Source organism: Janthinobacterium sp. C22, from assembly GCF_057919405.1.
The window spans coordinates 6,149,175-6,166,705 of the sequence record NZ_CP193659.1; the positions used below are offsets into that span (position 1 = coordinate 6,149,175).

Genomic DNA, 17,531 nt, shown 5'->3' on the forward strand with positions numbered 1-17,531 from the left:
GGCGGCAAAATGGCTGCCATCCCAATGAAAGTTTTCGTGCCCGCAATTTTCCTGCTGAGTTTGCGTCAAATCAAGAATGCACTATGCAAGTGCAAAAAACAAATAACGCACCATTATCGTGCATTTTGTGCGCATTCTTGAAAAATGCCTCGTTGTGGTGCATGCGCCGGGCACCGTGGTTTCCCGTTTGCGGTGCGCGAAGGGCGCACTATAATCGTACACACCATCCCACTTTCATCGAGGACGCCATGACTACCGCCGCCGACATCCTGACCACCGCCCGCAGCCGGGCCAATGAAGGTACGCCGTATGCCGGCGCCGTGACGCCGCAGGAAGCGTACGAGCTGCTGCAGCTGGACGCAGCCGCCAAGCTCATCGACGTGCGCACGAATGCCGAGCGCGACTGGGTCGGCCGGGTCGACATCGCCGATACCCAGCATGGTGCGGTGCAGTGGGCCACCTACCCGGGCGGCATGCCGAATCCCGACTTTCTTGCGCAGCTGGCGGCCCAGGCCGGCAAGGACGAGGTGCTGCTGTTCCTGTGCCGCTCGGGCGTGCGCTCGCGCCATGCCGCCAAGCTGGCCACCGAGCACGGCTATATCAACTGCTTCGATATCCTTGAAGGGTTTGAGGGCGACAAGGATGCGGACGGCCACCGCAAACAGATCGGCGGCTGGTGCAAGGCCGGGCTGCCGTGGCTGGGCGCCTGACGCTGGTCGCCTGACTATCTGAACAGTGTTTGATCTGGCGGGCCACGCGATGGCCCGTCATCGGCTACAACCATCCATGCGCGCCCGTTTTCCTCCATTGCGGCGCAAATTCTCCTTGCGAATATGTACCTTATATAGTACAACGTAGAGGTGCGTCATGGATGCTTCCGGCCTGCGGCAGATTACCCTGCTGTTCTACGCGAACGGCAATGGCGGCGAACCCGTGCGCGACTGGCTCAAGTCGCTCCCCATCGAGGAACGCCATGTGATCGGGCAAGACTTGATGCATGCGCAATGGCGCTGGCCCGTGGGCATGCCCCTGTGCCGGCATCTCGGGCACGGCCTGTCGGAAGTGCGCAGCAGCTTGCCCGGCAACCGCATCGCGCGCGTGCTGATCTGCCATCACGGCGATTGCCTGGTGGCGCTGCACGGCTTTATCAAGAAAACCCGGACGACGCCGGAAGACGATCTGGCGCTGGCCCGCAAACGCCACAAGGAACTGACATGAACGCCACCGCTCCCCATCTCGGCAGCAGCCTCGACGACTTTTTAAAAGAGGAAGGCATCTTCGAGCAAACGCAAACCCGCGCCATCAAGGAAGTGATCGCCTGGCAACTGACGCAGGCAATGCAGGCGCAATCGCTGTCGAAGACGCGCATGGCGGCCCTGCTGCAGACGAGCCGCTCGCAGCTCGACCGCCTGCTCGACCCCGGCAGCGACGTGACGCTCTCCACCCTGGAGCGCGCCGCCGCGCTGCTTGGGCGCAAGCTGTCGGTCACCCTCGTTTAAGCAAGTTAAGCGCTCAGGCCGCTTCGCCTGCCTCTGGATGCTCGCCCATCAGGGTCAAGATGCGCTTGCGCACGAAATTGATATGGCTGCGCAAGCCATACAGGCCATCGGCGAATGACAGGGGAATCGAGATCTGGTTGACCATGTCCTCGATCTGGTCCAGCCGCTTCAATTGCTCCGCATACACCTGTGCGCGCTGCTCCTGCGGCACGTCTTCCAGCGCCTGCTCCACCGTGCGCAACTGGCCATACCAGCGGTACACGCGCGAGCGGATGCGCCACACGTACAGGGGCGGCACCACGCGCGACAGGGGCAATATCAAGGCGCCGAGCGCCACCACCAGCACCCACATGCGGTCGAAGAAATTAGCCAGCCAGAAACTCATATAGCGCTGCAGCACGGGCGCGCCATCCTTGTAGAATTTCAGCGCTTCGGGCGCGACGGGAATTTCCGTGTAGCGCGCGGACGGGAATTGCCCCTGCTGCTGGAACCAGCCCGTGCCGCCATGGATGCCGGCCGCCGCCTGCACGAACAGATCGACCAGGGCCGGATGCAAGTCTTCGCGCGCGACCAGGGTGGCGGTCGGCGCGATCAAATGATAATCCTGCGCCGGGATATTTTTGCCCAGGTCGACGATACCGCGCGGCAAGACGACATGCGTGAGGAAAGGCAATCGCCGCGTGTACGCCTCCGCTTGCGAAAAATCAAACAGCTTGATGCCCGGCGTTTGCAGCAGCATCTGGATCAGCGGCGCTTCCGGCGCCGAGCTGAACACCAGGCCGTCGATGCGCCCTTCCAGCAGCTCCACCGTGGCGGGCGTGTTTTGCAAGGCACTGACCGTCAGCTCGCTCGCTTCGACGCCATTCACGGACAGCAACTGCCGGAACAGGCTGGGCACGCCCGTGCCTTCCGGCCCCAGGTTGATCTTCATGCCCTTCAATTGCGTCAGTTCCGTCACCGCCTTGTCTTCGCGCAAGAACAGCCAGACGGGTTCCGTAAACAGGCTGCCCAGGGAGATGAGACCATGCCGTTCAGCATCGGCGTGCTCGGTCGAGCCGCTTTGCACGAAGGCGATATCGGTCTTGCCCGCGTTCAGGCGCTGCAGGTTTTCCTGCGAACCCAGCGACGGCTGCAAGGTCACCTTGATGCCGTGCTTGGCCAGGGTGGCCGCGTATTTCTTGCCGAACTCTTCGTACGCGCTATTGTCCTGTCCCGTCGACAAACTCACCTGGCGCGGCGGCGCCGGGTCGACCAGCCAGTAGGCAAGCGCGCAGAATGCGCCGACCAGCAGCAGGGTGGGACCGGCGGTGGCGAGGAAATCGCGCACGGAAAAGCGGCTGAACGCGAGGATTTTGGACATGTGGTGGCGCATAGGTTTCATGGGTGGCTACGATGCCAAGAAAACCTCAACTATGCAAGGCACTTTCACATGCGCGGCGTGGCCAAATCCGCTACAGTGGCAGATCGATCACCTGCCCTCTGGAGCCCCGCATGCTGAAAATTCTTGGAAAAGCCGCTTCGATCAATGTCCGCAAAGTCCTGTGGACGTGCGAGGAACTCGACCTGCCCTACGAACGCGAAGACTGGGGCAGCGGCTTTCGCAGTACCGACGACCCGGCTTTCCTGGCACTGAACCCGAACGCCATGGTGCCCGTGCTGCTCGATGGCGACCTGGTGCTGTGGGAATCGAACACGATCTGCCGCTACCTGTGCGCCCAGGCGGGCCGCGACGACTTGCTTCCAAGCACGCCACGCGCCCGCGCGGAAGTGGAAAAATGGATGGATTGGCAAATGGGCGATTTGAACAACAGCTGGCGCTACGCCTTCATGTCGCTGGTGCGCCACAGCCCCGCGCACCAGGATGCGGCGCAGCTGGCGGCCGGTATTGCCGGATGGAACAAGATGATGGGCGTGCTGGAGCAGCAGCTGCAGCACACGGGCGCCTTCGTCTGCGGCGAACAGTTCACCCTGGCGGATATCGTGCTGGGCCTGTCCGTCAAGCGCTGGCTGATGGCGCCCATGCAGCGCCCAACATATCCGGCCATTGCCGCGTATTACGCGCGCCTGGAAGATAAAACGGCCGTGTTTGCCGGCTAATCGAGTTCGATGGCCTCGACCGTGCCGCCGATGACATAACAGTCGCCATCGCGGCGCACCTCGTCCAGGGTCGCCGGATCGTCGTGCGTATAGGTGCCGTCGACATCGACGCACCAGGCGTCGCCGAAACGCAGCAGCTTCACGCCGCAGCAGATGCGGTTGATGAAGTTGCCCGGCGTCCTGAGCAGCACTTCCCGTACCTCGCCCACCGTGATGGCGACGTTGCGCCAGACATTGCCATCGAGCGCATGATTTCTTGCGTACAAGACGATGCGCACGGCCTGCACGCCCCCGGGCTGATACCGCTGTTCGATGGACACGAGCGCGCCATCGTCAAAGCGGTGATATTGCTGAAAAATCTGCTGCGTCTTGTCCAATTGCACTCCCTCAAAAAAACCGGCCCGTGAAGGCCGGCTTTCAGCTGCAAAAAGACCTTAATTCGTGCACTGCTTCGCCACGCCCTCGGCCGGCGCGGGCGGCTCGATCAGCGGCATCAAGCTCGGCGCCAGCGACACCAGCAGTTGCACGGGCAAGGCGCTGGTGAAATCGTAGTTCTTCGATTCCGGTCCGCGCACATACGCCGTCATGCTGCCGTAGAAGCGCTCGCCGATATTGAACACGAACGTGGCCGAGCGGTTCACATAGCGCGACTCGATCAGGCGGCCGCCGGCGCCATACACGTCGAAGCGCTGGTCGCCCGTGCCCGTCTTGCCGCCCATCGGGATCGGCACGCCGTCGGCGCCGACAAACGCCGTCTTCGCCCGCTTTGCCGTACCGTCGGACACGACTTCGCGGATGGCCTTGGCGACGGCCTTGGCCACGTCCGGCGACAACACTTGCTCCGCTTCCACCTTGCTGCCCCGCTTGACCATGGTGTCATACGGCGTGTTGGCGGCGAAATGCATGGAATCGATGCGCACGCTCGGCTTGCGCACGCCATCGTTGATGATGATGCCCATCAACTCGGCCAGCGCGGCGGGACGGTCGGCAGACGCGCCCAGGGTGGTCGCATACGACGGCACCAGCGAATCGAAGGGGTAGCCCATCTTCTTCCACTGGCGGTGGATTTCCAGGAAGCCTTCCACTTCCAGCAAGTTGGCGATGCGGCGGTCCTGCGCATGCTTGCGGTGCGTGTTGAACAGCCATTTATACACTTCCTGGCGTTCCTTTTCGCTGGCCGCCACCATCTGCGTCAGGGTGGAACCTTCATGCTGGCGCAGATACGCCACCATCCACAGTTCCAGCGGATGCACATTCGCCAGATAACCGCGGTCGGCCAAGGACCAGTTTTCCATCGCGTACTGCTGGTACATCTTGGCGACCCGCTCGGGCGGCACTTCGTTTTGCGACGGCAGGTTGGCGTTGAGGAAATCGCCGAATTCCGCCACCGTGCCCTTCGGATTGACGGTGCGGAAGATATTCGCCAGGCGTACGGGCGTCGGACGGATGCTGGCCAATAAAATCTTTTCCTGCTCGTCAACGCTCTTGCCGCGGTACTTCTGGTAGAAGCGGTGCAGGAATTCGCGCCCTTCCTTGTCGGCAAAGCGGCTCAGGTACTGCGCACGGCGCGGATCGTCCGCGTCCGCCAGCAGCGAGGCCGAAGAATCGGGGCGCGAGAACATGTAGTAGCGGGCCACGTCGCGCATCAGGCGCACGAAGACCAGGTTGGTCGACTGGCGCAGCGCCTGCTGCACCGTCATGATGCGGCTGTCGTCGAGCTTGGAGAAGTTGCCGAAATGGTGCAAGCCGCCGCCCGTGAAGAAGCCTTCGCCGGGATTCCCCGAATATTTGCGTTCCATGGCAGCCGCCAGCATGGCCGGCAAGTTGCGCGCCTCGCCCAGCGGCAAAGGTTTCAAGTAGGCAATCGCCCACTGCGACAGCATGTCCTTCGGATCGACGGCAATCTTGCCCAGTTCGGCGGCGCCCATGCCGCTGTAGCGCTGGTGCAGCTGGTCGATGATGTCCAGATACGTCACCAGGGTGCGCAGCTTGGCCGTGGAACCGAGGTCCAGCTTGGCGCCTTCGTTGATGTCGAGCGGCTGGTCAAAGTTATCCGTCTGCACGCGCAGCAAGTTGGCCTGCTCTCCCTTTTGCAGCAAGGTAAAACTGTAGACCACGTTGGCGGGGTCGCCATTGCCCAGCATGCCCTTGCCCGTCAGGCCGGCCGCTTTCGCCACTTCCGGGTCGCGCAGCTCGCGCAAGACCTTGGTGACGGCGTTTTGCGCCTGCGCGTCGAGCGTGCTGACCACTTTCAGGTCGAGGCGGTCGAGGTTGTACAAGCGCGGATCGCCCAGCATGCTGGCCAGGTGGTTGCGCACGGCATTCGAGGCCTTGCGCGTGACGAACGAGGTCGACGCTTCCGATTGCACGCCGGACGCCGTCGATGGACGCAGCTTCTCGGCGATGGCCGTATCGCGCAGTTGCGGCGAGATCACGCCCGCCTGCGCCAGCAGGCGCAGGTGGCTGTTGGTCAATTCTTCCAGGTCGGCGCCGCCGGCCACCAGATAATGCGAAGGACGGCGCTGCGCGATCAGCAGGCTCAGCGCCTGCTTGTAGGCCAGCGCGCTGCCCGGCTGGTCCATTTTTCCGCTAAGCAATGTCTTCACTTCGGCAAACGGACGGCCATACCAGACCCACATGCCGTCGCCGATGCCGTTGACTTCGCCAAAGCCGCTCTTTGCCGACAGCGGCACGGTATTGAGGTAGTTGACGACGATCTTGCGCCGCGCTTCCATGGTGTTTTCACCATCCTGGTACGAGCGCAGGCTGGCCGAAATCATCTGCAGCAGCTTGTCCTGCATGGAACTGGTGCGCCCGTCTTCCGAATGGCGGTATTTCTCGATCTGCGTGGCCAGGGTGCTGCCGCCGCCGCCGCGGTGGCCGCCGAACAGGTTCAGTGCCTTGTCGAGGATGGCCTTGCTCAGGCGGTCCCATTCCACGGCGGGATTGCGCTCGGGCGTGCCCGGATCGAGCAATTCGCGGTTTTCGATGAACAGCAGGCTTTGCACGAGCGCGGGCGGCGCTTCGGCAAAGCCGTCGAACATGCGCTCGGGATAGCTGGCCGCGAACAGGGGCGCGGCGCGGCAATCGAGGATGGTCAGCCCGGCGCGGTTTTTCTCGTGATACGTGGCAAAGATGCCCCGGTCGACCAGTTGCACCATTTTCGGCGACATGCGCGCCTGCGCCGTGACGGCATAGTCGCGCGCATTCAGCTTGGTGATGAAGTCGGGCAGGCTGGCATAGCCGAGCCGCTCGTCATACGGGCCGTGCTGCGGATAGCGGATGGCGCCCGCCGGTGCCGGGCCTGGCTCGACCTTGAACGCCAGTTGGCGGTCCAGGCGCGTGAAAAACTCGGCCTGCAGGGCCGAGGTGCGCACTTCGCGCATGACGAACCACGCCACGCCGGCGATCAGCGCCAGCACGATGATGGCAAAGATCGGCCAGATGCGCGAACGGCGCCTCTTCGGCGGGCTCGCCGGCGGCGGCGCCTCGGCGCCCGTGTCGGAGAGTGGATCAGAGGGGGCCGCTCTTGCGCGGCCAGGTTGACGCCTGTGTCTTTCATGGGATGCTGGGGTAAAGTTGGGTTTGGACGGCGCGGAAAAGGCGGCAGCGATACCGCTCCGCGCAGGATAAGACGAGGGCCGGCAAGAGCCGGTCACAACAAAGCTTGCTTAACATGATGTCCATACCAGTGAATCAAAAAACGCGCTACTGCACAGGCAGGCGGCCCCGCGTTCGACACGCAAGGCCCCTGTTCACCATTCCACCACATCGGCATGAGAACGACTGACGAGCGCGCACAAAAATCTTGCTTCATTGAAGATTTTCGCAAAAAAACAACGTCTTGGAATGTACGCTTGCGTACATAGATGCAAGGCGGGCTGGACGCCAGCGAAAAAGCCGCCGGCGCCGGGCTGGCGGCATGTCAGATGGTGGTGTATTCCGCCTGCAAGGTATCGAGCGCGGCGCGCATCTCGGCAAAGGCGGCCGCCGCCTGCGCGGGCTCGCCCTTGACGCCCAGTTCGATATGCCGGCGCGTCTGCGCATCGCCCACGCTGGGCAGGCTGAATACCTTGATCAGCGGAAACTCCGCTTCCAGACGCACCATCAGCGGCGTCAGCAGGGATTCGGCCGTTTCGTACACGAGCAAGGCATGTTCCGCATGCGGTACCTGGTTGAACAAATGGCTGTAATGCGTGTCGAGCACCCATTCGATCATGGGCCAGGACATGACAGGAAAGCCCGGCACGAAATAATGTTCGCGCACGGCAAAGCCGGCAATCTTGTTGTACGGATTCGGAATCAGCTCGGCGCCTTCGACAAATTCCGCCATTTTCAGGCGGTGCAGGTTTTCCGGCGAGTTCAAATCGGCCGGCACGCCCGCCTCCTCGCCCATTTCCGTGATCCGTTGCTGGATATTGAACTTGCCCTGCGGATGCAGCACCAGCGGCAAGCCCAGCGCATCGGCGGCCGCCTGGCGCGTATGGTCGTCCGGCGTGGCGCCGATGCCGCCAAAGCTGAAGACGATGTCACCGCTGGCAAAGCTGCGCTTGAGCAAGGCGACCAGACGGGCCGGTTCGTCGCCCACGTATTCCGCCCAGCTCAGTTGCAAGCCGCGTGCCTTGAGCATGCTCACGACTTTCGGGAAATGCTGGTCCGTGCGCTTGCCCGACAGGATTTCGTCGCCGATGATGATCAATCCGATAGCCATGAAGCTTCCTCGTAGAATGCAATAAAAATGGTCAGGCGTCCGCCGGCGCCACGTCGGTCATGCCGCGTACGCCCCGCAAACGCGCCAATGCTTCCAGACAGTAATACTGGAACCACAGACCCGTGAAGATAAAGATCAGCACATACAGCCAGATGGCGAACGCCGCCAGGAAGGGGAAGAACACCACCGACATCACGCCGCCCATCCACAGCATGCCCGGCACGGCGCCGGCCGCGCCGGAGACCATGCCGATGGCCAGCAGGGGCCAGCGCTGCGTGCGCATGATGGCGTGGCGCTCTTCCGCGCTGGCGTAATCGGCCATGGCGTCATACGCCATCACGCGGTAGGTCAGCCAGCCCCACAGCACGGCTTGCCCCGCCAGCGCGGCCGGCGGAAACGCGTACAGGGGCAGCATGAGCACCCAGACGATGATGAACAGCAAGAACGTGACCAGCGAAGTGGCGACGCTGCCCAGCAGACTGCCGCCATGCTTCTTTTCCAGCTGCGGAAAATGCCGCCCGCCGATGTGGCGGCCGATGGCCGGCATGGCGAACAGGCCCATGAAGATCAGCGCCGTCAAGATCATCAGCGGCAGCAGCATGAACATGGCGATCAGGGGCACGATCACCGCTTTCAGCATGCCCAGGCCGAAGGTGGCCAGCACCTGGCCGCTGGTGCGGAAGAAGTCATACTGCGTGAACAGCGCATGCAGGCTGTCGATCAGCGGCTGCAAGCCCACGTACAGCAGGGCGCCCCACAGGATCAGTGACAGGATGAACGGTGCTATGCTCAACAGCAATATCCTGCCGTGCAATTGCGACAGGAAGGCACGGCCATACGAATTCAGCACATTACGCATCAACGGCGTCCTTTTCGTTTGATTCTTGCAAATTCGACCATGCGGCGCAAGCCCAGCCATTGCTGCTGCCAGAAGCCGCGGCCATAGTTGCGCCCCGGCCGGCCCATGCCCTTGCTATCGATGCGGGCCAGCTGGTCGCGCACGCCCGTGCGCGCATAGCCCGCCGAGAAATTCGCGGTGCCCAGCAGCATATCCCAAATCGGCAAGACCACGCCGAAGTTGCAACCACCCAGGCTGCCCTTGCCTTTCGACTCGTGCCCCACGCCAATGGCGTGGTGCGTGCGGTGGAAACGGGGCGAGATCAGCAGCCGCTCGCCGATGCGGCCGAAGTGTATCCTCACATTCGCATGCTGCAAGCTTTGCAGGATGCGCGAAATCGAGACCAGCAGCACGTACTGGCCCGGCGGCACGCCGATACCGAGCGCCACCAGCGCCATCACCACGTCGCGCAAAAAGTCGTCGAGCAAGTGATTGCGGTCATCGCTCCACAAGTTCATGTTTTGCTGGCTGTGATGCAGGCTGTGCAAGCCCCACCACCAGCCGAAATGGTGCGAGGCACGGTGATAGCAATAGTCGACGAAGTCCAGTATCACAAAATAAATGATAAAACTGAGCAAGGGACTGATGCCGGGCAATAAGGATTCCAGGTTGAATGGATGGATATTGTCGAAGCGCAAGGCGCCTGCCAATGCATCCATCAGCGGATCGAGCGTGAAGAAGACCAGCACGGAAAACAGGCCGATGCGGTGCAGCACCGTGTAAATAAAATCGTTCCAGCGGGCGCGCGGGTCCGTGATCTTTTGCGCGGGTATCCAGGCTTCGAGCGGGCGCAGCACGAGAAACAGCAGCACCAGTTCGCACAGGCCGATCAGCAGCCATTCCGTGCCTTCGAACGCCTCTTCCGTGAATTCGCCAAAGCCCAGGTGATACACAAGGGGATTCACCACAGTCTGGAACAGCCAGCCTTGCGCTACGCCAAACGCATCGACCACGGCGTCGATCGCCGGGGTGACGAAACTGAGGATGTCGGCGGCGATCATGGCTGGCCCTTCTTCTGCGCGTAGGCAGGATGCTCGCGCAGGGTGGCAAAACAGAAACCCTTGTCTTGCAGGCCGGAAATCAAGGCATCGAGGTTGGCCGGCGCCCACGGCTCCTTGCGCGACCAGATGCCCATGTGCGCAATGAAGATGTCGCCGCTGCGCAAGTTCGCCAGCGCCTTTTTCAGCAGCATGGCGTTTGGATACTTATCGCTGGGCAGTTCATCGCCGGAATACCCCGCCGGCGCCCAGCCCGCATGCTGGTAGCCGCAGGCGCTGCCGGCCGCCAGGGTGCGCGGCGACGTATAGCCGCCCGGCGCACGCCAGAACGGGTCGAGCTTGCGGCCCGTCAGTTCCTGGAAGCGCGTATCGACGCGGCGCAATTCCTCGCAGAACTGCTGATCGGTGAAAGACGCCAGCTTGCCGCCATCCTTGCCGAACTGGGGCTTGACCTGGATCAAGCCGTTGGCCAGATCCTTCTTCCAGTACACGTGGTCAAACGTATGCGTGCCGAACGCATGGCCTTCGGCAACCCGGGCTTTCCAATACGGCGCCCACGAGGCATCGAGCGAATAGTCGCCGCGCGTCGTCTTTTCATTGGCCAGGAAGAAGGTTGCCTTCACATGGCGCTTGTTCAGCACGTCGGCGATCAGTTGCGCTTGCGACTGGCTGCCCGTGTCGAAGGTCATGTAGATCGTGCCCTTGCAGGCGTCCTGCGCCGAAGATACGGCTGGTACAGCTGCGGCAGGTGCGGCGGCATGCGCGGCCGTCAGCATGGTGCCGGCGCACAGCAGCATGGCGGGCACATGGCCTGCGGAAATCAGGCGTTTCATCATCACACCCGTCATCACATGCGCGGTGAGTGCGTGGCGAAATATACGCCATGGGGCGAGCGGCCCACGGGGATCGTCTTGATCACCTTGCGCGTGGTCAAATCGATCACGGCCACTTTCTTGATCCAGCGCAATGTCACCCACATGGTCTTGCCATCGGGCGTGATTTCCATGCAGTCCGGGCCACCGGGCACGTTGATGGTGCCCACGTTTTCCAGGGTTTGCTGGTCGATGATGTTGATCGTGTTCGACACGCGGTTCGACACGAACGTCATGCGATTGTCACCCAGCGCGCGGAAATTATGCGTGCCGGCGCCCGCCTTGATGCGCTTGACGGTCTTTTGCGTGCGCCAGTCGATCACTTCCACGTAATCGCTGCCCATGATGCCGACCAGCAAATACTTACCGTCGGGCGTCATCGTGATGCCGGCCGGCGCCGGGCCGACGGGCATGGTCCATTTCACCGTCTGCGTGGCCAGGTCGATGGCGCTGACCTGGTTGCTGCCCTGCTGCGTAATGAACGCCATGCTGCTGTCGGCCGTGAAGGCCATGTGGCTGGGCAGCTTCGGCAGCGGGATGCGCTTGGCCAGGGTCAGGTTCTTGCCGTCGTAGCGGTACAGGTCGATGCGGTCCAGGCGCAGCGAGTTCGAGATGAACCACTTCTGATCCGGCGAAAAGCCGATCTGGTAGGGGTCGAGGATGTTGCTGATGCGGCGCTGGATCTGGCCCGACACGGGGTCGAGGAAGATCAGTTCGTTGCCGACGGAACTGGCGACGATCAGCGACTTGCCGTCCGGCGTCTCCATCAGATGATGCGGTTCCTTGCCGACGGCAAAGGTGGACAGGGGGGCGTAGGTTTTCTGGTCCAGCAGTTGCACCGTAGCATCACGGGAATTGAGTACCACCACCACTTCGGCTTGCGCCGTCGATATTGCGGAAACCAGGCACAGCGAGGAAAAAACAAGGCGGCGTAGACTGCGGAACATGGAAGAAATCACTGTTAAATACAAAACATGCATTTTACGTGGAACACTGTATTTATTGTGTGAATTCCCCCTTAAATGCAAGCGGCAGCCACACTCGCCGTCATTTCCCCATTTTCCCCTGCGCCGGGCCTGGAATGGCGCTTTGCAACTCATTGCTCTACAATCTGTAGCTTTCATCGCCTACACAAGGATTATCATGACCACCACCACTACCGCTTCCGGCCTGCAATACACCGATACCGTCGTCGGCGAAGGCGCTGAAGCGCAAGCCGGCAACAATGTTGTCGTGCATTACACGGGCTGGCTGCAAAACGACGACGGCAGCGCCGGTTCGAAATTTGACTCGAGCAAGGACCGCAACGACCCATTCGAATTCCCGCTGGGCGCAGGCCGCGTCATCCAGGGCTGGGACGAAGGCGTGCAAGGCATGAAAGTGGGCGGCAAGCGCCAGCTGATCATCCCTGCGGCACTGGGCTATGGCGCACGCGGCGCCGGCGGCGTGATTCCACCGAACGCCACCCTGATTTTCGACGTCGAACTGCTGGGCGTATAAGAACCGAGCAGGCCGCGATCCATCGATTGCGCCTGGCGCCGCCCCTGTGCAAGCAGCGGCGGCGCTTTTTGTTTTGAATATGTCCTCTAATGCACGGCACGCTTTTTTCACTATGATGTCAGGCACTGCAGCACGCACGGTGGCCACTCCGCCGCACCTGCCGCACTTTTCCAGCGATTCCATCAGCACACAGGAGCCATCATGAGTTTACAAGAGCAATTCGACCAAGCGCAGCTCGATTCCAAGACCCTGTCCGAGCGTCCGGACAATATGACCTTGCTGAAAATCTATGCCTTGTTCAAGCAAGCATCGAGCGGCGACGCCACGGGCGAACGTCCCGGCATGACCGACTTCGTCAACCGCGCCAAGTTCGACGCCTGGGCGGCCCTGGCCGGCACCTCGAAGGAAGAGGCGCAACAGCAATACATCGACCTGATCGAAGATTTGAAGGACTGATCATCCCCCTGCCCCGGCACAGCCCGGGGCAATGTTATTATTTCCGCATGACACCATCACCGATTTCCCTGGCCCATGCCACCGACCTGCCCCGTCTGTTCGACGTCTGGCACCTGTCCGTACGCGCCACCCACGATTTCCTCGCCGACAGCGATATCGCTTTCCTCATGCCCTACGTTCGCGATGAGCTGGCCAGAGTGACGGCGGACCATCTGCTTCACGTGCTACGCGATGCCAACAGTGTCCCGTACGCCTTCCTCTGCGTCGAGCACGCCAAGATCGAGATGCTGTTCGTGCATCCCGATCAACGCGGCAGCGGCGCCGGCCGCACGCTGGTCCGGTACGCCATCACGGCCTTGGGTGCCACGGCCGTCGACGTCAACGAGCACAACACGCAAGCGCACGGCTTTTACCGCCACCTGGGTTTTATCGGGGAAAACCGGTCGGAATGCGACCCCTTTGGCAAGCCTTTCCCCATTTTGCACCTGAAACTGGCCGAAAACGGCTGAAAACTCACAAAAAACCACCAAAACAGGCCGTTAACGCAAAAGTGGCTACCAAACCGGTAGCCACTTTTTTACGCCTGTATCAGCCGTAATTTACTTTTTTGCCGCCGCCAGCGCTTGCGCGATCCAGCCGTCAAACTTTTGCTGGTGATACTTGATCCAGCCGGCCGTATGGCGGGCGATATCGGCCTGCGTGTTTTCGCCGCGGCGCATGCGCTCGTTCTGCGCATTGATGTCCGCCACGGGCAATTGCATCACTTCGAACAGCTTGGCTGCGGCCGGGTTTTTCTCCGCCCAGGCCTTGTTCGATACGATGCGCGCCGTGTTGACGGCAAAACCGTAGTCGCTGCCATCGTCGAGGCGGGTGTTCACCTTGTCCGGATTGGCCGAGAACGGCACTTTCAGCCAGACCACGTCCTTGCCCGGCACCAGCACGCCGCTGACCCAGTACGGCGTCCACGTGTAGTACAGGATCGGTTCGCCACGCTTGTAACGGCCCAGGGTGTCGGCGATCAGGGCCGCATAGCTGCCCTGCACGTGCGTCACCGTTTCGCGCAGTTTGTACGCATCCATATGGTTCTCGATCAGCGCTTCGCAGCCCCAGCCCGGGTTGCAACCCGTCAAATCGGCCTTGCCATCGCCATCGTGGTCGAACAGCTTGGCCAGGGTGGGATCGCGCAACTGGTCGATATTCGTGATGTTGTACTTCTCGGCAGTCGCCTTGTCGATCAGATAACCTTGCGCGGCAGGACCCGCATACTGGCCCGTGCGCAGCAGCTTGGCGTCGCCGCCCGCATTGTTATAGAAATCCTTGTGCATCGGGTCCCAATGCACGGCCATGAAGGTGGCGTCACCGTTGGCGATGGCGATATGCGCGGTCGGATATTCCACTTCCTTGATCGGCTGCACTTCGTAGCCGAGCTTTTCCAGGGCCTTGTCGACCAGCATGGTCTGGAAGGTTTCTTCCGCAATCGAGCTTTGCAGCGGCTGCACCTTGATGCCCTTGCCGGGCAGCGCATCGGCGGCCGGCGCCTGCGCCATGGCCAGGCTGGTGGTCAGGGCCATGGCGGCGATCGCCAGGGCGGAAAACAGCTGGAACTTGCGCTGCGATTTTTGCGTCTCTTTAAAATGTGCGATTTGATGCATGTAAATCCTTTCTTATTGTGCGTTGGCCAGCGTTGCTTGCTGTTCAACATTATTTTTCTCCGTATTGCCGCGCACCAGGCGCAGCACGAAACCGGCGGGACCCGTCTGATACCAGTGGCGCACGCCGCGGCGTGGCTGGCCCATCGCTTGCGTCAAGCGGTCCAGGGTGATGGCCAGCAGCACGATGCCCAGGCCGCCCACGGTTGCCAGGCCCATGTCCAGGCGGCCGATGCCGCGCAATACCATCTGGCCCAAGCCACCCACGGCGATCATCGAGGCGATCACGACCATCGACAGCGACAGCATCAGCGACTGGTTGATACCGGCCATGATGGACGGCATGGCCAGCGGGAATTGCACGCGGGTCAGCAGCTGCCACGGCGAGGCACCGTAGGCGCGGGCCGCTTCGATCAGGTCCGGACGCACCTGGCGGATGCCGAGGTTGGTCAAACGCACCAGCGGCGGCAGGGCAAAGATGATCGTCACGATCACGCCCGGCGCATTACCGATACCAAACAGCATCACCACCGGCACCAGGTAGACGAAGGCGGGCGTCGTCTGCATGGCGTCGAGCAAGGGGCGCAGGATATTCTGCGCGTGATCGCTGCTGGCAAGGAAAATACCGAGCGGCAAACCGATGGCCAGGCAGAAGGCCAGCGACGTCAACACCAGCGACAGGGTGGTCATGGCTTCCGGCCAGATGCCCAGCATCGACACGAGCAGCAGCGCCAGCACGGTGCCGATGGCCAGGGTGCGGCTCGTGAATTGCCACGCCAGCAAGCCGATGATGGCGATCACCGTCAGCGACGGAGCGGCCAGCAGCACGCCTTCCACGCCGGACAGCACGCTGTCGATCGGCGCGCGCACGGCCTGGAAGAAGGGACGGAAATGCGCCACGACCCAGCCCAGGCCCTGGTTGATCCAGCTTTCCAGCGGCAGCGAGCCGTCGAAAATCTGCGTCAGGTGAAAGCCGGTCGCGTGTTCCGGTTGCACGGCAGGCGCGGCGGCGTCGAGCCACGCGGTGCTGGCGTCGGTGGGCGGCGTCAGCGCCCAGGGATTGATCTGGACGGCCTGTTCAACAACAGGTTCTACTGTGGAAACGGTGCTTGGGTTCATGCTTGTCCTTTCTGTTGTTGTTCGGCAATGGCTGGCGTGTCGCGGTCGAGGAACTTCAGCAAGGTCGTCTTGCTGATGGCGCCGCGGAAGCTGCCGTCATTGGCCACCACAGGGACGGCGTAAGGCAGTTGCGCCACCTGGCCGAACAGGCCGGCGACTGGCTCGTCTGCATTGATGGTCTGCACGTCGGGCAGATAGGCATGCGCCAGGCCCAGCGGACCGACATGGCCGTCGAGCGCATTGCGCAGCGAATCGGCCGAGACGACGCCGAGGAACTTGCGCTGCGGATTGACGACATACGCAAACGCGCGATCCTGCTCTTCCAGCATCGACAGCGCGGCGCGCGAGCCGCGGCTCGGCGACTCGGACACGACGATCTGGCTCTTGCGGGCGATATCGCTGGCCTTGAAGACGGCCGCCGCATCGACGCCGCGCACGAAGTTGCGCACGTAATCGTTGGCCGGCTTGCGCAGGATTTCTTCCGGCGTACCCACCTGCACCACGTGACCGTCTTTCATGATGGCGACGCGGTCGCCGATGCGCATGGCTTCGTCGAGGTCATGCGAAATGAAGACGATGGTGCGGCGCTTGATTTGCTGCAAACGCAGCAGTTCCGATTGCATTTCCGTACGGATAATCGGATCGAGCGCGGAAAACGCTTCATCCATCAGCAGAATCGATGGATCGCAAGCCAGCGCACGGGCCAGGCCCACGCGCTGCTGCATGCCGCCCGACAATTCGTCAGGATAGCTGGCGCCGTAGCCGTCCAGGCCCACCTGCTCCAGCGCTTGCTGGGCCAGCGCATGGCGCTCGGCCTTGGGCATGCCGGCCAGTTCCATGCCGAAGGCAGTGTTGTCGAGCACGGTAATTTGCGGCAGCAGCGCGAACGACTGGAACACCATGCTGATGTCCTTGCGGCGCAGGGCCCGCAGCTGGGCGTCCGGCAGGGTGTTGATGTCGTTGCCGTCGATCAGGATGCGGCCGGCGGTGGGCTCGATCAGGCGGTTCAGCATGCGCACCAGGGTCGACTTGCCCGAACCGGACAGGCCCATGATGACGAAGATCTCGCCCGCTTCAATGGTAAAGGTGGCGTCGAAGACGCCGATGGTGCAGTCGGTCTTGGCCAGGATGTCCTGCTTGCTGGCGCCCTGACGGACGAGTTCAAGTGCTTCTTCTGGCTTGTCGCCGAACACTTTGAACACATGGTCGATAATGATTTGTTTTGCCACGATGTGGTTCTCCCTCGATTTGACGAATGGATTGAAACCCAGCAAGCTGCCAGCTTGCGGCGGGAATCAGCAAACCCTGTTGCGTCGGCTACGCCACGGCGCGCAATGCGCACGGGAGCGACAGGAAACAGGGGGTGACACGCGTGTGACCAGCGGATGGCCAAAGCCGGTGCCGGGGTGCCGTGTGCGTGCTAAAAGAGGCTGTGGTTCAGGACTTTTAACAACGCTAGCGCCATGCAAATACATGGCACCAAATGTATTTGACCGAAAAAAATCGACCAAGCTACTTTTAAACTGGATGCGGGTGTAAAACCCGAAGAATTATTCACCACTCAGCGAGCGGAGAGTACTGCGAAGCAGAAGGTGAAACGCGGTGTAGCTGTTGTAAATATGACTCAAGTATAACGCAAAAAGCCACCAAAGTCCAATGGCTTTCCAAATAGAAATGTGCTAGCAATGTTCGCCAGCGTACAGTCGGACGTAAAAAAGGCGAAAAGCGACAT

Annotated in this window: 18 protein-coding genes; 7 read left to right on the forward strand and 11 right to left on the reverse strand. The window is 61.7% G+C overall.

Annotation, left to right across the window (positions count from 1 at the left end; all coding sequences use genetic code 11):
- Positions 1-248: 248 nt before the first annotated feature.
- The 3 genes from ACRHIG_RS28835 to ACRHIG_RS28845 all read left to right on the forward strand — a co-directional run bounded on the left by ACRHIG_RS28835 (position 249) and on the right by ACRHIG_RS28845 (position 1,499).
- A complete protein-coding gene (locus ACRHIG_RS28835; protein WP_489628729.1) occupies positions 249-710 on the forward strand; it encodes a rhodanese-like domain-containing protein in 462 nt (153 codons plus the stop codon).
- A gap of 157 nt (positions 711-867) precedes the next feature.
- The gene (locus tag ACRHIG_RS28840; protein ID WP_489628730.1) at positions 868-1,218 is read left to right on the forward strand and encodes a type II toxin-antitoxin system RelE/ParE family toxin; all 351 of its coding nucleotides are present in this window, start codon (positions 868-870) and stop codon (positions 1,216-1,218) included.
- Positions 1,215-1,499, forward strand: coding sequence for a helix-turn-helix domain-containing protein (locus tag ACRHIG_RS28845; RefSeq protein ID WP_475414384.1), 285 nt, complete (start codon positions 1,215-1,217; stop codon positions 1,497-1,499). Before ACRHIG_RS28840 ends, ACRHIG_RS28845 begins: the two co-directional genes overlap by 4 nt.
- 13 nt (positions 1,500-1,512) lie before the next feature.
- Here ACRHIG_RS28845 and ACRHIG_RS28850 read toward each other — a convergent pair whose 3' ends face one another.
- The gene (locus tag ACRHIG_RS28850) at positions 1,513-2,859 is read right to left on the reverse strand and encodes a TAXI family TRAP transporter solute-binding subunit (protein ID WP_489628731.1); all 1,347 of its coding nucleotides are present in this window, start codon (positions 2,857-2,859) and stop codon (positions 1,513-1,515) included.
- Between the two features lie 131 nt (positions 2,860-2,990).
- On the opposite strand from ACRHIG_RS28850, the gene ACRHIG_RS28855 reads away from it, so the two are divergent.
- Entirely contained in the window at positions 2,991-3,596 is a 606-nt protein-coding gene (locus ACRHIG_RS28855) for a glutathione S-transferase family protein (protein WP_489628732.1), read from the forward strand.
- Here ACRHIG_RS28855 and ACRHIG_RS28860 read toward each other — a convergent pair.
- From ACRHIG_RS28860 to ACRHIG_RS28890, 7 genes are all read right to left on the reverse strand, one after another.
- Positions 3,593-3,973 (reverse strand): hypothetical protein, encoded by a 381-nt coding sequence (locus ACRHIG_RS28860; protein ID WP_489628733.1) that lies wholly within the window; start codon positions 3,971-3,973, stop codon positions 3,593-3,595. The genes ACRHIG_RS28855 and ACRHIG_RS28860 overlap by 4 nt on opposite strands.
- 57 nt (positions 3,974-4,030) lie before the next feature.
- Positions 4,031-7,018, reverse strand: coding sequence for a transglycosylase domain-containing protein (locus ACRHIG_RS28865; RefSeq protein ID WP_489628734.1), 2,988 nt, complete (start codon positions 7,016-7,018; stop codon positions 4,031-4,033).
- Between the two features lie 503 nt (positions 7,019-7,521).
- Positions 7,522-8,307: a competence/damage-inducible protein A gene (locus ACRHIG_RS28870; protein WP_489628735.1), complete on the reverse strand. Its 786-nt coding sequence runs from the start codon at positions 8,305-8,307 to the stop codon at positions 7,522-7,524.
- 31 nt (positions 8,308-8,338) lie between these two features.
- Positions 8,339-9,166 (reverse strand): EI24 domain-containing protein, encoded by an 828-nt coding sequence (locus ACRHIG_RS28875; protein WP_489628736.1) that lies wholly within the window; start codon positions 9,164-9,166, stop codon positions 8,339-8,341.
- Positions 9,166-10,206, reverse strand: a complete 1,041-nt coding sequence (locus ACRHIG_RS28880) for a sterol desaturase family protein (RefSeq protein ID WP_489628737.1) — start codon at positions 10,204-10,206, stop codon at positions 9,166-9,168. Before ACRHIG_RS28880 ends, ACRHIG_RS28875 begins: the two co-directional genes overlap by 1 nt.
- On the reverse strand, positions 10,203-11,039 hold the full coding sequence (locus tag ACRHIG_RS28885) for a polysaccharide deacetylase family protein (protein ID WP_489628738.1): 837 nt from the start codon (positions 11,037-11,039) through the stop codon (positions 10,203-10,205). The genes ACRHIG_RS28880 and ACRHIG_RS28885 overlap by 4 nt, the downstream gene beginning before the upstream one ends.
- Before the next feature lie 11 nt (positions 11,040-11,050).
- A complete protein-coding gene (locus ACRHIG_RS28890; protein ID WP_489628739.1) occupies positions 11,051-12,022 on the reverse strand; it encodes a YVTN family beta-propeller repeat protein in 972 nt (323 codons plus the stop codon).
- A gap of 196 nt (positions 12,023-12,218) precedes the next feature.
- Between ACRHIG_RS28890 and ACRHIG_RS28895 the strand changes: the two genes are divergently transcribed.
- The 3 genes from ACRHIG_RS28895 to ACRHIG_RS28905 all read left to right on the forward strand — a co-directional run bounded on the left by ACRHIG_RS28895 (position 12,219) and on the right by ACRHIG_RS28905 (position 13,540).
- Positions 12,219-12,575 (forward strand): FKBP-type peptidyl-prolyl cis-trans isomerase, encoded by a 357-nt coding sequence (locus tag ACRHIG_RS28895; protein WP_475414394.1) that lies wholly within the window; start codon positions 12,219-12,221, stop codon positions 12,573-12,575.
- Positions 12,576-12,776: 201 nt separating this feature from the next.
- A complete protein-coding gene (locus tag ACRHIG_RS28900; RefSeq protein ID WP_071325159.1) occupies positions 12,777-13,031 on the forward strand; it encodes an acyl-CoA-binding protein in 255 nt (84 codons plus the stop codon).
- A gap of 47 nt (positions 13,032-13,078) precedes the next feature.
- Complete coding sequence (locus ACRHIG_RS28905; RefSeq protein ID WP_489628740.1) at positions 13,079-13,540, forward strand: GNAT family N-acetyltransferase; 462 nt, start codon at positions 13,079-13,081, stop codon at positions 13,538-13,540.
- A 90-nt stretch (positions 13,541-13,630) separates the two neighbouring features.
- On the opposite strand, the gene proX is transcribed toward ACRHIG_RS28905, so the two are convergent.
- The 3 genes from proX to proV are packed head-to-tail and all read right to left on the reverse strand — an operon-like array spanning position 13,631 to position 17,028.
- Positions 13,631-14,683, reverse strand: coding sequence for a glycine betaine/L-proline ABC transporter substrate-binding protein ProX (gene proX, locus ACRHIG_RS28910; RefSeq protein ID WP_489628741.1), 1,053 nt, complete (start codon positions 14,681-14,683; stop codon positions 13,631-13,633).
- Between the two features lie 12 nt (positions 14,684-14,695).
- Positions 14,696-15,799, reverse strand: coding sequence for a glycine betaine/L-proline ABC transporter permease ProW (proW, locus tag ACRHIG_RS28915; RefSeq protein WP_489628742.1), 1,104 nt, complete (start codon positions 15,797-15,799; stop codon positions 14,696-14,698).
- Positions 15,796-17,028 carry a glycine betaine/L-proline ABC transporter ATP-binding protein ProV gene (gene proV, locus ACRHIG_RS28920; RefSeq protein ID WP_076569217.1) on the reverse strand — a complete coding sequence of 411 codons (1,233 nt, stop codon included), beginning with the start codon at positions 17,026-17,028 and terminating at the stop codon, positions 15,796-15,798. The genes proW and proV overlap by 4 nt, the downstream gene beginning before the upstream one ends.
- Positions 17,029-17,531: the final 503 nt, after the last annotated feature.

Bases quoted from the DNA above. Each gene is read 5' to 3' on its own strand.
- ACRHIG_RS28885 (WP_489628738.1), bottom strand. From the start codon at position 11,039: ATGATGAAACGCCTGATTTCCGCAGGCCATGTGCCCGCCATGCTGCTG.
- ACRHIG_RS28845 (WP_475414384.1), top strand. From the start codon at position 1,215: ATGAACGCCACCGCTCCCCATCTCGGCAGCAGCCTCGACGACTTTTTA.
- ACRHIG_RS28875 (WP_489628736.1), bottom strand. From the start codon at position 9,166: ATGCGTAATGTGCTGAATTCGTATGGCCGTGCCTTCCTGTCGCAATTG.
- ACRHIG_RS28900 (WP_071325159.1), top strand. From the start codon at position 12,777: ATGAGTTTACAAGAGCAATTCGACCAAGCGCAGCTCGATTCCAAGACC.
- ACRHIG_RS28855 (WP_489628732.1), top strand. From the start codon at position 2,991: ATGCTGAAAATTCTTGGAAAAGCCGCTTCGATCAATGTCCGCAAAGTC.
- ACRHIG_RS28870 (WP_489628735.1), bottom strand. From the start codon at position 8,307: ATGGCTATCGGATTGATCATCATCGGCGACGAAATCCTGTCGGGCAAG.
- ACRHIG_RS28835 (WP_489628729.1), top strand. From the start codon at position 249: ATGACTACCGCCGCCGACATCCTGACCACCGCCCGCAGCCGGGCCAAT.
- ACRHIG_RS28840 (WP_489628730.1), top strand. From the start codon at position 868: ATGGATGCTTCCGGCCTGCGGCAGATTACCCTGCTGTTCTACGCGAAC.
- ACRHIG_RS28890 (WP_489628739.1), bottom strand. From the start codon at position 12,022: ATGTTCCGCAGTCTACGCCGCCTTGTTTTTTCCTCGCTGTGCCTGGTT.
- ACRHIG_RS28850 (WP_489628731.1), bottom strand. From the start codon at position 2,859: ATGTCCAAAATCCTCGCGTTCAGCCGCTTTTCCGTGCGCGATTTCCTC.
- ACRHIG_RS28880 (WP_489628737.1), bottom strand. From the start codon at position 10,206: ATGATCGCCGCCGACATCCTCAGTTTCGTCACCCCGGCGATCGACGCC.
- proW (WP_489628742.1), bottom strand. From the start codon at position 15,799: ATGAACCCAAGCACCGTTTCCACAGTAGAACCTGTTGTTGAACAGGCC.
- ACRHIG_RS28895 (WP_475414394.1), top strand. From the start codon at position 12,219: ATGACCACCACCACTACCGCTTCCGGCCTGCAATACACCGATACCGTC.
- proX (WP_489628741.1), bottom strand. From the start codon at position 14,683: ATGCATCAAATCGCACATTTTAAAGAGACGCAAAAATCGCAGCGCAAG.
- ACRHIG_RS28905 (WP_489628740.1), top strand. From the start codon at position 13,079: ATGACACCATCACCGATTTCCCTGGCCCATGCCACCGACCTGCCCCGT.